Origin of the sequence: Streptomyces sp. NPDC008139 (assembly GCF_042957025.1) — a bacterium.
Lineage (GTDB): Bacteria > Actinomycetota > Actinomycetes > Streptomycetales > Streptomycetaceae > Actinacidiphila.
Window position 1 is genome coordinate 48,034 of sequence record NZ_JBIBHM010000005.1, and the last position, 12,733, is coordinate 60,766.

Consider the following 12,733-nt stretch of genomic DNA (forward strand, 5'->3'; position numbering starts at 1 on the left):
GGGCTCGCGCCGGGCGCACTCCGCCGGTGACATCGCTCACCGACCGTCACACCGGACGCCTCACGTCACGCCCTGCCTCATGCGTCACAGGTGCGCGCCCGTCAGCCGCCCGGCCGCTCCAACAGCCCGCGCGCCGTGGCCAGTCCGTACGCCGACAGCGTGTAACCGTCCGAGATCGCGCCGTCCACCAGCATGGCGTGGAACGCCTCGGGGGTCAGCGCCAGCCTCCGGGCGATGCCCTCCTCCAGTGCGCCCTCGTCCGGCTCCTCGCTGAAGTCCTCCGCGTCGACGCGCGCGAGGTACAACTGGTCGGCGATCGCGCTGAGTCCGGAGTCGGAGGCGAAGGCGCCGAGGTGCACGACCTCGCGCACCTCGCAGCCCAGCTCCTCGCGGGCCTCGCGCCGCGCGGTCGCCTCGCCGCCCTCGCCCGCGTCGCCGAAGCCGCGCGGGATCTCCCAGTGCCAGGCGCGGGTGGCGTGCCGGAAGTGGTGCAGCAGGACGATCCGCCCGTCGCTGAGCACCGGCAGCGCGGCGGCCCCGCCGATCGCGGTGTCGCCCACCGCGCGGATGTACGTACCGAGACGGCCGCTCCTGAACCGGACCGCGTCGCGCACCAGCCGCAGATACGGATCCCGGTAGACCACGCCGATGTCCCCGACGTCCTCCGACAGGCCGAAGGCGACCGCCAACTCGGCCGTCTGCCGGGTCACTTCGTCCTGGTCCGCGCTGTCGAGCAGGATCTCGACGGCCGCGCCGGGTGGATTCTCGAACAACTCGGGCCGCAGGGCGCGCAGTTCGTCGTACGCCGCCAGCCGGGCGCGGCGCCGCTCCCGGACCCGGTCGGCCTCCCGGGCGGCGTCGGCTTTGTCGTCGTCGGCGGCGGCGGACCCCTCCGCGCCGGTGGAACCGCTGCCCGGCGTCTCGTCCTCGGCGATGCCCATCCCCGTCTCCTGCCCCGTCGTCGGTGGTCGTCGGCCTGCCGGCCGTCGCCCGGCCCGATCATAGATTCACAAGTACAGCGCCAGCGGCAGGCGTTCGACGCGCGCGGCGAGCCCGTCGTACGTCTCGATGTCCTGCCGGTAGTGCCGGTGCAGGGCCTCGACCACGTCGAAGACGCCGGTGCCGGCCGGTCCGGGGCCCAGCACACGACGGCTCTCGCGGAGCAGGGCGCGCACGGTGGCGACCATCGTGGTGTCGAGCACCTTCCACAGCGGGACGCCGATCGCGCCCGCGCCGCTGACCATCAGCGACCGCATGAAGCCCAGCACGTCGCCGCCGTCCGAGCGCATGCCCTGGCCCGCGAGACACGCGCCGAGCACGGTCAGCTTGTTGCGCGGCAGGCTCAGGTGCAGGGCGAGGTCGAACTGCGTGAGGACGTCCTCCTGGCCGAGGTTGAGCAGCGGCCCCGCGCCCTCGGCGGTGTCCACGTACGTGCCGTGCCCGGCGTAGACGAAGAACTCGGGCTTGCACTCCACGAGCGCCGCCACCCCCGACCAGTCGGCCGGGTGCCGCTGCGCGGCGCCGGGGGCCGTCGTGGGGTCGGGGAAGCCGCCGAAGACGTCACCGGCCAGCACGATGTGGTCCGGCGGCCAGCCGGTGCCGACGACCTCGCGGCCCGTCGCGTGCGCGTCGGTCACCAGCAGCGCCGCCAGGTCGTCGTCCCGCTCCGCCAACTGCCGCTTGAGCAGGTGCCGTCCACGGGTCACGAAGGCCGCGACGCTCACCGAGTGCGACAGCGGTACGCGCGCCGCCAGCGGCCGGGCGTCGCCGCGCTCGGTCGCGACATGCAGCGGCATCGCGAAGAGGTCGTCGGTCGGGACGATCGTGAGGTGCGTCAACGGGCCGCCGCGCGTGGCGTGTTCCCAGACCGGCGCGATCAGCAGGTCCCAGATCCGGTGGCAGGTCTCGGCGCCGGGCGCGCCCGCCTCCAGGTCGGCGGTCACCTCCCGCGCCAGCGCGGTCACGTCGTCGTACGGGACGGCGGGCAGCAGCGTCAGCAGGCCGTCGCGGCACACCATGACCCCGAGCCGGTCCGCGACGGCGGCACCCGCCTCGCCGTCGCGGCGCACCCCGTCCGGCGCCACGTAGCTGAAGTACCGCACCACACAGGACCCTTGGTGGTTGAGGGTGTACTGCACGAGCTGGTGGGCGATGTCCTCGTCGTGCGTGACCGAAGTGAGCGGGTGCTGGAGAAACCACTCCTCGTACTCCTGCTCGCGCCGCACGATCAGCGTCCGCAGCCGCTCCGCCTCCTCGTCCGCCAGGGTGCCGGGAGCCGCGCGCCGCCCCGTGCCCGGCGACGGCTCCGCCCCGGACCCGCCTACCTCGGCGCCCGCCTGACGGGCCGTCGGCGGCGCGAGCAGCGGCGGCCGCGAGGAGCCGAGCAGGTCGAGCAGTTCGCGCCCCGAGGACTCCTCGACCAGCGACAGGATCTGCTCCAGATTCTCCCGCGACCCGTCGCCCGTCTCGACCCGCGCCGCGATGGCCTGGAGATACGCGGGCCGCATGTGCCGCGCGTAGGCCCGCTTGTAGACCGGCAGCGCGACCGCGCCGCGTACGGTCCTGGCCATCGTCAGACGGCGGTCAAGGACATCGGCGGGACGGCTGTCCTCCGGGAGCTGCCCCGCCACCCGCGCGTAGCCGCGCACCGTGTACGCGTAGAAGTCGACGTCCATCCCGGTCTGCCGGCCGATACCGCTGTCGTCCTGCTCCAACTCGTCCAGCAGCGCGGCCAGTTCGGCCAGCCCCTCGGGGCCGCCCCTTCTGATCGCGAGATTCTGCCGGGCGATCCGGGCGCCGCGCGCCCAGGGCTGGTCGAGCAGGTCCTCGTAGTACGCGACGGCGTTCGCGGGGTCGCACTGCGCGCTCAGATTCGCCGACTGGGCGACCCGGTAGGAGTCGCCGAGGGCCCGACTGACGACCAGCGACTCGCCGATGACCTCCAGCGCCCGGCCCGCGTCGCCGTCCTGCCGTACCGCCGTCGCCAGATTGTGCAGGGCGTTCGCGTAGCCGCGCAGGAACTCCCGGTGCCGGGGCGGCGCGTCGGGCGAGGTGGGCAGCGCGATCCCGAACTCCGCCAGACCGGCGCGGACATCGGCGCACAGCGCCTCCAGCTCCGGTACCAGACCGTGCGCGTCGGTGCCTCCCGGGCGGTCGCGCGCGGTCTGGCTGCGCTCCTCGAAGGCGGCGCGCGCCTGATTGCTCCGCAGGTCGGGCAGCACCCACCACAGCCCGGCCGCCGCAGCCGTGCGCACGGCCGTACCGAAGGCGATCCGGGCCGGGGTGAAGTCGCCCAGGCGGTATCGGATACGGCCGACGCCGTCGTACCAGCGGGCCACCGCGTAGGAGGCGAACTCGTCCGGCGCCTGCTCCAGGCGCGCCAGGAGCCCCTCCGCGTCGGCCCTGGACGCGTCGATGAGCTGGAGGCCGGTCAGCGGCTCGTACGCCATGTCCGCCCGGACGATCTCGCACCAGTACGCGCCGACGCGCCGCGCGGTCGTCCGGGTGCCGCCGCCGGGGGCCGGGCTGTGCGCGTCCGCGAGCCGCAGCATGCCGACGGCGTCGGACTGGCGCATGGGGATGTCGAAGTCGACGTCGAAGCGGGTGATCAGGTCCTCGACGTCCAGCGTCTCGACGAAGGCGCGGATGGCGGAGGAGGCGGATCGACCGCCGGGGGCGGGGGCGGGGCGGGACGCCGGGCCTAAGGCGCCTTCTGGGGAGGGTGACGCGGATGTCATGGGAAACCTCAGTGCCGTCGGGTGAGCCAGCGGGATGCGCCGTACGCGATCAGCCCCGACACCACGGCGCAGGGCAGTGTCACGGCGACGGGGAGCGGACCGAGGCCGAGGTGGCGGCGGACCAGGACGGTCACCAGCCAGCACAGGGACGCGCCGACCAGCCCGGCCGCCCAACTGACCAGCCACGCGTAGGAGGTGGTCGCCCTGACCCCCGCCCAGCGCAGCACGGTCAGCGGCAGCGCCAGGGCGAGCGCGGTGAGGACGGCGATGGTGGGGGACTGGAGGAAGCGGGAGAGCGGTACGTGGTACGAGAACGACTGGACGGCGGCGAGCGCGGTGGCCGCCGCGCCCAGCACCGAGCCCTGGATGAGCGTCAGCTTCCCGCGCCGGTCGTCGAAGGCGCGGTCCACGATGGTGGTCGCCAACGCCCGTGCCGCCTCGGCGCGTTCGCGCGTCGTCTCCAGATACACCTGGTCGCTCTCGGCCTGCGCGATCAGCGCCTCGGCCGCCGCGAGGTCGGCCTCGGGCCAGGACGCGCCGGGGCCCCGGCGGTGGACGACGGGCGCGTGGATACGCATGTTGGCGGCGGCGATGGCGACCGTACGGCTCAACTGCCGCAGCCCGGTGATCGTCCACGTCATGCCCTGTGCGCCGAGCTGCGTGCCGTCCAGCAGCGCCGCCGCCCGCAGCACCCGGCCGAGCGCGATCGGCTGCCCGGCGGCCGCGGGCTCCAACTCCCGCAGCAACTCGCGGGTATGACGTTCACTCACGTCCACCCGTACGTGCACCGGCTCGTCGGCCGCGTACTGCCGTGCCTCGTACCGCACTTTCGAGGCGTGCAGCAGATAGCGGGTCAGCGGCCGCAGGCCGCTCTCGCCGTCCACGGCCCACGCCCAGGCGTCCAACTCGGCCTCCAGCGCGGCCGGGGCGAGCACGTAGAGGTGGGAGACGGCGTCGTGCGCCGGGTCCTCGTCGGGCCGCCACACGTCGAAGCCGTGGTCGGTACGGTCGAAGCCGCGCCACCAGGCGCCGTCGCCGGAGCCCGCGGCCGTGCTGCCCGAACCCGTACCGCCGGAGCCCGTCCCGCTGACCGACCCCGTACCGCTGACGGAACCCGGTCCCGGCACCGGCGGACCGTATCGGCGTATCTCCTCGCACACCGTCTGGTCGTTCACGCCGACGGTGCGCCGGCGCAATGCCTCGAAGACGCGGAATTCGCCGAGGATTTCGTCCGGCGGGGGCCCGGCACCCGGCCGTCCGGTGCTCGCGACCGCCGTGTTCCATTCGGTCAGCAGGTCATTCCACTGTTCGAGGCCGGAATGGGTGTCATTCGGGGCGAGCAGCGCGATCAGGCCAACGGTGTCGTGTTCCGCGAAGACGAAGGCGGAGTGAACGGAGGTCGCGCTGCCGCGTTCGCCCGCCGCGAGGATTTCCAGGTCCTTCGTATGGCCGGGAATGGCCGGTAAGCGGGCCGCGTGAAACGGAAGTCCGGTAATCGGCGATGTCATGCCGAGCGCTTGGCACGCCTGCCAGAGATCGTTGAGATAGGCGTGTGCGGATTCGTCGTCGGCGGGGGCGGTGGGGGCGAAACAGGCGATGAGCAGAGCCGGTTTGACGATGCCGCGCATCAGGTGGCGGGTCCGGTCGCCGAGGGGCCGCCGCCCGTCGAAGGCCCGGCCGCCGGGCCCCGGTCCTCGCTGCTCAGGTCCAACGTGAGCCGCCGCACCAGGATGTTGCGCTGCTCGCGCTGCCGCTGCGGGATGAAGGACTTCACCGGGCCGGGACGCGCCAGCGCGCGCCGCGACTCCTCCAGCCTCTGGAGCGCGCCGAGCGCGTCGCGCACGCCCTCCTCGCTCCCGTCCGCCAGCGCCGTACTCAACGCGTCCAGCGCGGCCCCCACCGCACGCCATTCCTCCGAGGTCAGCAGCCAGTCCTCAATGGCCTCGACCCGCCCGAGAACGCTCCGCACACTGAGCCGGTCCGTCATGGCCCTCCCCCTGCCCCGAGAATGCGAAAGCCCCCCGGCACGCGCATCCGTTTCGGCGGAAGCGTATACCGGAGGGCCGACGGCGCACCCGGGAAATACCCGGAAGGATCTCTCCGCGGATCTCGGTACGGATCTCTGTACGCCGATCGCTACGGGATCAGTGCCGCGACGCCAACGCGCGATTGAGGTCGAGGACATTGACGTGCTTCTGGCCGAGAAAGCCCAGCTCGCGCCCCGACACATGGTGCGCGACCAGCTCGCGTACCGCGTCCGCGGAGAGCCCGCGGGCCTTGGCGACCCGGTTCACCTGCTCGTACGCGTACGCGGGCGAGATGTCCGGGTCCAGGCCGGAGCCGGAGGCGGTCACCGCGTCGACCGGGACCGAGGCCGGGTCGACACCGTCGAAGGCGGCGACGTCCTTGCGGCGCTGCTCGATCGTCTTGACCAGGTCCGGGTCGTTGGGGCCGAGGTTGGACGCGCCCGAGGCCAGCGGGTCGTAGCCGCCGGCCGACGGGCGCGGCTGGAACCACTTGGGGTCCGGGCGGGCCGCCTCGTCGGCGTCGTCGGGGTTCTTCTTCGGCAGGTCGAAGCTCTGCCCGATCTGCCGGGACCCGACGACATGGCCGTTCTGCGTGACCTCGGAGCCGTTCGCCTTGCCGCTGAAGGCGACTTGGGCGACGCCCGTGACGGCCAGCGGGTAGACGATCCCCGCGATCACGGTCATCAGCAGCAGGACGCGGAGCGCCGAGAGGTGCCTGCGGACCGCGCTGGAGTGGAACGTGAACATCGTGTCGCACCTTCCTTTCGTGAAGAGGTGTCGCTCGCCCGGAGGCGGCGGTCAGCGCAGTCCGGGGATGAACTGGACGATCAGGTCGATGAGTTTGATGCCGATGAACGGCAGGGCCAGGCCGCCGAGTCCGTAGACCCAGATGTTGCGGCTCAGCAGGGCGGCGGCGGACGACGGCCGGTAGCGGACACCGCGCAGCGCGAGCGGGATCAGCGCGACGATGATCAGCGCGTTGAAGATGATCGCGGAGGCGATGGCCGTCTGCGGGCTGTGCAGGCCCATGACGTTGAGCTTGTCCAGGCCCGGATAGGCGACGGTGAACATCGCGGGGATGATCGCGAAGTACTTCGCCACGTCGTTGGCGATCGAGAAGGTCGTCAACGCGCCACGGGTGATGAGCAGTTGCTTGCCGATCTCGACGATCTCGATCAGCTTGGTCGGGTTGGAGTCCAGGTCCACCATGTTCCCGGCCTCCTTGGCGGCCGAGGTGCCGGTGTTCATGGCCACGCCGACGTCGGCCTGCGCGAGCGCGGGCGCGTCGTTCGTACCGTCGCCGGTCATCGCGACGAGCTTGCCGCCCGCCTGCTCCCGCTTGATGAGCGCCATCTTGTCCTCGGGGGTGGCCTCGGCGAGGAAGTCGTCCACGCCCGCCTCCTCCGCGATGGCCTTGGCCGTCATCGGGTTGTCGCCGGTGATCATCACCGTCCGGATGCCCATCGTCCGCAGCTCCGCGAAGCGTTCGCGCATCCCGGCCTTGACGACGTCCTTGAGGTGGATCACGCCGAGCACGGTCGCGGTCGTCCCGCCGTCGCGGCGCACGATCTCGCCGACGACCAGCGGTGTGCCGCCGCTCGCCGAGATGCCGTCCACGATCTCGCCGACCTCGGGGCTCGGCTGTCCGCCCGCGTCGCGGATCCACCTGATGACGGCGGAGGCCGCGCCCTTGCGCAGCGACCGCTGGCCGCCGTCCTCGACGAGGTCGACGCCGCTCATCCGGGTCTGCGCCGTGAACGGCACGAACTCCGCGTGCGGCAGCTCCCCTTCGGCCCGCGCGCGCAGCGCGTACCGCTCCTTGGCGAGCACCACGACGGACCGTCCCTCGGGCGTCTCGTCCGACAGCGACGAGAGCTGCGCCGCGTCGGCCAGCCGGCCGATGTCGGCGCCGCCCAGCGGCAGGAACTCGGCGGCCTGCCGGTCGCCGAGGGTGATGGTGCCGGTCTTGTCGAGCAGCAGGGTGTTGACGTCGCCCGCGGCCTCGACGGCCCTGCCCGACATGGCCAGCACATTGCGCTGCACCAGCCGGTCCATGCCCGCGATGCCGATCGCGGACAGCAGCGCCCCGATGGTGGTCGGGATGAGCGCCACGACCAGCGCGACGAGGATCACGATGGACTGCTCGGCGCCCGCGTAGATCGCCATCGGCTGGAGCGTGACGACGGCCAGCAGGAACACGACGGTCAGCGAGGCCAGCAGGATGTTCAGCGCGATCTCGTTCGGTGTCTTCTGCCGTGACGCGCCCTCGACCAGGGCGATCATCCGGTCGATGAACGTCTCGCCCGGCTTGGAGGTGATCTTGACGACGATACGGTCGGACAGCACGCGGGTGCCGCCCGTCACGGCCGACCGGTCACCGCCCGACTCCCGGATGACGGGAGCCGATTCACCGGTGATCGCGGACTCGTCCACCGACGCGATGCCCTCGACGACGTCACCGTCGCCGGGGATGATCTGCCCGGCCTCGACCACCACGTGGTCGCCGAGCCGGAGTTCGGCGGCGGGCACGGGCTCCTCGGCGACCGCCCCCGCGGACCCCGGGGCGGAAGTGCCCTGCCCGTGACTCCAGTTGACCAGCCGACGCGCCACCGTCTCGGTCTTCGTACGCCGCAGCGTCTCCGCCTGCGCCTTGCCGCGGCCCTCGGCGACGGCCTCCGCCAGATTGGCGAAGACGGCGGTCAGCCAGAGCCACGCGGTGATCACCCAGGCGAAGATGCTCGGGTCCTTGATCGCGGAGAGCGTGGTCAGCACCGCGCCCGCCTCGACCACGAACATGACCGGGTTCCTGGCCATGACGCGCGGGTCGAGCTTGCGGCACGCGTCGGGCAGCGAGATCAGCAACTGCTTGGGATCGAGCAGCCCGCCGGAGATCCGGTGCGACGGCTGCGCCGCCGCGGCGCCGCGGCCCCCCGAGGGGGACGGCGGCCTGTCAGTGGTGACGGACATCAGTGCAGACCTTCCGCGAGCGGGCCCAGCGAGAGTGCGGGGAAGTAGGTGAGGCCGACGACCACGATGATCACGGCCGTGAGCAGGCCGACGAACTGCGGCCGATGGGTGGGCAGCGTGCCCGCGGTGACGGGCACCGGCTGCTGTCCGGCCAGCGAACCGGCCAGCGCCAGCACGAAGATCATCGGCAGGAAGCGGCCGAAGAGCATCGCCAGACCGAGGGCGGTGTTGTACCACTCGGTGTTGACGCTGAGGCCCGCGAACGCCGAGCCGTTGTTGTTGGCGGCCGAGGTGAAGGCGTACAGCACCTCGGAGAAGCCGTGCGGACCGGAGTTGAGCATCGCGGCGCGCTCGCCGGGCAGCGCCATCGCCGTACCGGTGCCGATCAGGACGACCGCGGGCGTGGCCAGGATGTACAGCGACGCGAATTTCATCTCGCGCGCGCCGAGCTTCTTGCCCAGGTACTCCGGGGTGCGGCCGACCATCAGCCCGGCCACGAACACCGCGATCACCGCGAGGATCAGGATGCCGTAGAGACCGGATCCGGTACCGCCGGGCGCGATCTCGCCGAGCATCATGTTGAAGATCGTCATGCCGCCGCCGCCCGGCGAGAACGAGTCGTGGAAGGAGTTGACGGCGCCGGTCGAGGTGAGCGTGGTCGAGGCCGCGAAGAGCGTCGACGCCCAGATCCCGAACCGCTGTTCCTTGCCCTCCATCATCCCGCCCGCCGCGTGACCGGCCGAACTGCTCACGCTGTGCAGCTCGTTGACGGTGATGAGCGCCACCGACGCGGCCCAGATCAGACCCATCACGGCGAGGATCGCGTACCCCTGGCGGTGGTCGCCGATCATCTTGCCGAAGGTGCGCGGCAGCGAGAAGGAGATCACCAACAGCAGGTAGATCTCCAGGATGTTGGAGATCCCGTTGGGGTTCTCGAAGGGGTGGGCGGAGTTGGCGTTGTAGAACCCGCCGCCGTTGGTGCCCAGTTCCTTGATGACCTCCTGCGAGGCCACAGGACCGCCGGTGATCGACTGCTTGTCGCCGATCAGCGTGGTGATCTCGTGGACGCCGTGCAGATTCTGCACCGCACCCGCCGCGACCAGCACGATCGCGAAGACGAACGCCATCGGCACCAGCAGCCGTACGACGATCCGCGTCAGATCCACCCAGAAGTTGCCGACCCGGTCCGTCCTGCGGCGCGTGAAGCCGCGGATGAGGGCGGCGACCACGGCGATGCCGACGGCGGCCGACACGAAGTTCTGCACCGCCAGACCCGTCATCTGGACCAGGTGACCCATCGTCACCTCACCCGAGTACGACTGCCAGTTGGTGTTGGTCACGAACGAGGCGGCCGTGTTGAACGCCTGGTCGGCCTTGACCGGCGCGAAGCCCAGCGACAGCAACAGGTGGTTCTGAAGCCGCTGGAAGGCGTAGAGGAAGAGCACGGACACCACGGAGAACGCCAGCACACCCCGCAGATACGCCGACCACTTCTGGTCCGCGTCGCCGTCGACGCCGCCGAGCCGGTAGATGCCGCGCTCGACGCGCAGGTGCTTGGTGGTGGTGAGGATGCGGGCGATGTAGTCGCCCAGCGGGCGGTAGGACAGCGCCAGTGCCGCGATCAGGACGGTGATCTGGAGCCAGCCCGCGAGAGTGTCGTTCACTAGAACTTCTCCGGGAAGATCAGGGCCAGCACGAGGTAGACGAGCAGGCAGGCAGCCACGACGAGGCCGACGACGTTCTCGGCGCTCACAGCTTCTCGACCCCCTTGACCACCAGGGCGAGCACGGCGAACACCGCGACCGTCACGAGGACGAAGACAACATCGGACATGGGCGAGAACCCCGGATCGTGTGGAGAGGTGAACGGAAGGACATCGCTCATGAGACGGCCTGACGGGGGCCCGTCCGGCGCTGTTAACGCTTCCCTGGCGCGGCGGACGGCCACGTTGACACCGTCTTGACGGCGCAGGCCGTGTCCTACCGGGGTGTACGGCCGCGCCGCAGGTCAGCGGGGCGGCGCGCGAACGAATACGGCAGCCGGGTGAGCGGCGGGGGCCAGCGTCCGGGGGCCCGGTGCCGGGGGCGCGGGGTCGCGGGGGCCCGGCGTCAGGGTTGCGGGGTCGCGGCAGCACGGCGTCAGGGTTGCGGGGTCGCGGCGGGTCGGCGTCAGGGCCGCGTCAAGACCGCGGGCGGGGGCGTCAGGGACACGTCAGCGGTCGGTACGGGGCCGCCGGGCGCCCGTAGCGTCGGAGACATGGGATACGGCGAGGCGGTCGAGACGGTGCGGTCGGGGGCTTCCCCGGTGTCGGCCGGGCACGCGCCCGCGACCGGGCACGGGTACGGGCCCGCGGCCGGGTACGGATCCGGGTACGGATCCGGGCACGGTTCGGCGTACGGACGCCCGCACCCGCGCGGCGCCGCGCACGTATCAGCGCACGTATCCGCGTACGGGCGGCTGCCCGGTCATGTGCGCGTCCATCGGCCCGCGACGGCGTACGACCACGGGTGGCGCGCCGGATTCCGGGTCGCCCTCGGGGTGGCGAGCGGCCTGCTCGCGGCGCTGACGGCGGCGGACTGGGCGCTGGGCACGCTCGACCCCGTGCGGGCCGCGTTCTGGACCGCGCTGGCCGCCGCCGTCTTCGGGGCCCTGTGTCCGCCCCTGGTCACCGCGGGTGACGGCTGGCTCCGGGTGCGGGGCGTGCTGCGCGGCCACCGCGTCCGTACCGACCGCCTGGTCCGTATCCACCTCTTCCCCGGCCGCACCCCCCGGCTCGTCCTCATCGACGCCGACGGCGGGCGCGCCGCCTTCGACCCGCGCGTGCTCGCGGCCAACCCCGGCCTGTGGCGCCTGCTGGAGGCGGGCGGGCGGCGGTCGTACGGCAGGGGGCTGCTGGTCGCGGGGCTGCCGGTGCTGGACGCACTGGCGGCCGAGGCCGCAGGGGGCGCGAGGCGGGAGCCGGGTCCCGAATCGGGTCCCGAATCGGGTCCGGAATCGGGTGTGGAATCGGGGCGGGAGCCGGGTCCGGGGTCGGGCGGCGGGCCCGGCCGGTCGGGTCGCGGCTGATCCGGGGTGCGGACCCGGGGCAGGCGGGGCAGGCTGGTGTCATGGACACTCCGCCGATCACCGTGCACCCGCCGGGCCCCGGCGGCGGGCGGCGGGTCACCATCCGCGGCACCGACGTGGGCCGCGCCCACCGCATAGCCGACCTCGTCGAATTCCTCCGCCGCGCCGGTCTGGACGACATAGAGGTCGAGGAGACCGACCTGATCCAGTGGGTCGGCGGCGACGCGGACACCTGGTCGTAGCCGATACGAGGCCGTCGGCCGTACGACCCACGGCGCACGTGTCGGTGCGGGTAGGTTCGGACCCGGCGTAACGCCCAACGGGGGCGTCGGCGACATCCTGGAGGACCGGGCCGGTGTCAGAGCGAGTCGAGCGCAATCAGTTAATCATTGACCAATTCCGCGCCAACGGAGGGCAGTTGGGCGGTGGAGGTCTCCCTCTGCTGCTCCTCACCACCACCGGCGCCCGTACCGGCCGCCGCCTCACCTCCCCGATGGCCTACGCCACGGACGGCCCGGACCTCGTCGTCTTCGCCGCCAACGGGGGCCGTCCCACTCACCCCAACTGGTTCTACAACCTCCGCGCCGACCCCGCCGCCCACGTCGAGGTCGGCACCGAGTCCTTCGACGTCACGGCCACCATCACCGAGGGCGCGGAACGCGACCGGCTCTGGGCGCAGCAGGTGCGCGCCGCGCCGTTCTTCGCGGACTTCCAGCAGCGTGCGGGGCGCACGATTCCGGTCATCACGCTGAGCCGCTGAGCCGCTGAGCCGCTGAGCCGCTGAGCCGCTGAGTCGCTAGGGCGCTGAGCCGCTGACCCGCTGGGGTTTGGGCCCGCGCCGCCGAGGCCCGACGTGCGTCCTTCGGGGTGTTCCGTGATCGCCGCCGCAGCGTGTCAGTTCCGGCGGTGGCTCGTTGACCAGGGCGTGGCCCCGCG

General features: G+C 72.2%; 12 protein-coding genes. 3 read left to right on the plus strand and 9 right to left on the minus strand.

The genetic code is table 11. The features are described 5' to 3' along the window. Positions 1-101: 101 nt before the first annotated feature. From ACFZBB_RS11535 to ACFZBB_RS11575, 9 genes are all read right to left on the minus strand, one after another. Entirely contained in the window at positions 102-941 is an 840-nt protein-coding gene (locus ACFZBB_RS11535) for an NUDIX domain-containing protein (protein WP_391120232.1), read from the minus strand. Between the two features lie 66 nt (positions 942-1,007). Further along, positions 1,008-3,737 (minus strand): CHAT domain-containing protein, encoded by a 2,730-nt coding sequence (locus ACFZBB_RS11540; RefSeq protein ID WP_391120234.1) that lies wholly within the window; start codon positions 3,735-3,737, stop codon positions 1,008-1,010. A gap of 8 nt (positions 3,738-3,745) precedes the next feature. Further along, positions 3,746-5,365 (minus strand): CATRA conflict system CASPASE/TPR repeat-associated protein, encoded by a 1,620-nt coding sequence (locus tag ACFZBB_RS11545; RefSeq protein WP_391120236.1) that lies wholly within the window; start codon positions 5,363-5,365, stop codon positions 3,746-3,748. Beyond that, entirely contained in the window at positions 5,365-5,724 is a 360-nt protein-coding gene (locus ACFZBB_RS11550) for a CATRA system-associated protein (RefSeq protein ID WP_391120238.1), read from the minus strand. The genes ACFZBB_RS11545 and ACFZBB_RS11550 overlap by 1 nt, the downstream gene beginning before the upstream one ends. A 157-nt stretch (positions 5,725-5,881) precedes the next feature. Continuing rightward, positions 5,882-6,511 carry a potassium-transporting ATPase subunit KdpC gene (gene kdpC / locus ACFZBB_RS11555; protein ID WP_391120240.1) on the minus strand — a complete coding sequence of 210 codons (630 nt, stop codon included), beginning with the start codon at positions 6,509-6,511 and terminating at the stop codon, positions 5,882-5,884. Positions 6,512-6,562: 51 nt separating this feature from the next. After that, a complete protein-coding gene (gene kdpB / locus ACFZBB_RS11560; protein WP_391120242.1) occupies positions 6,563-8,731 on the minus strand; it encodes a potassium-transporting ATPase subunit KdpB in 2,169 nt (722 codons plus the stop codon). Then, positions 8,731-10,395, minus strand: a complete 1,665-nt coding sequence (gene kdpA / locus ACFZBB_RS11565; RefSeq protein WP_391120245.1) for a potassium-transporting ATPase subunit KdpA — start codon at positions 10,393-10,395, stop codon at positions 8,731-8,733. Before kdpA ends, kdpB begins: the two co-directional genes overlap by 1 nt. Beyond that, a complete protein-coding gene (gene kdpF, locus ACFZBB_RS11570) occupies positions 10,395-10,484 on the minus strand; it encodes a K(+)-transporting ATPase subunit F (RefSeq protein ID WP_188283652.1) in 90 nt (29 codons plus the stop codon). Before kdpF ends, kdpA begins: the two co-directional genes overlap by 1 nt. Further along, positions 10,481-10,615: a hypothetical protein gene (locus ACFZBB_RS11575; RefSeq protein WP_355336243.1), complete on the minus strand. Its 135-nt coding sequence runs from the start codon at positions 10,613-10,615 to the stop codon at positions 10,481-10,483. Before ACFZBB_RS11575 ends, kdpF begins: the two co-directional genes overlap by 4 nt. Before the next feature lie 372 nt (positions 10,616-10,987). Between ACFZBB_RS11575 and ACFZBB_RS11580 the strand changes: the two genes are divergently transcribed. From ACFZBB_RS11580 to ACFZBB_RS11590, 3 genes are all read left to right on the plus strand, one after another. After that, positions 10,988-11,797, plus strand: a complete 810-nt coding sequence (locus tag ACFZBB_RS11580; protein WP_391120247.1) for a hypothetical protein — start codon at positions 10,988-10,990, stop codon at positions 11,795-11,797. Between the two features lie 41 nt (positions 11,798-11,838). Then, complete coding sequence (locus ACFZBB_RS11585; RefSeq protein ID WP_355336247.1) at positions 11,839-12,039, plus strand: hypothetical protein; 201 nt, start codon at positions 11,839-11,841, stop codon at positions 12,037-12,039. A gap of 113 nt (positions 12,040-12,152) precedes the next feature. Beyond that, complete coding sequence (locus ACFZBB_RS11590; RefSeq protein ID WP_391120249.1) at positions 12,153-12,557, plus strand: nitroreductase/quinone reductase family protein; 405 nt, start codon at positions 12,153-12,155, stop codon at positions 12,555-12,557. Positions 12,558-12,733: the final 176 nt, after the last annotated feature.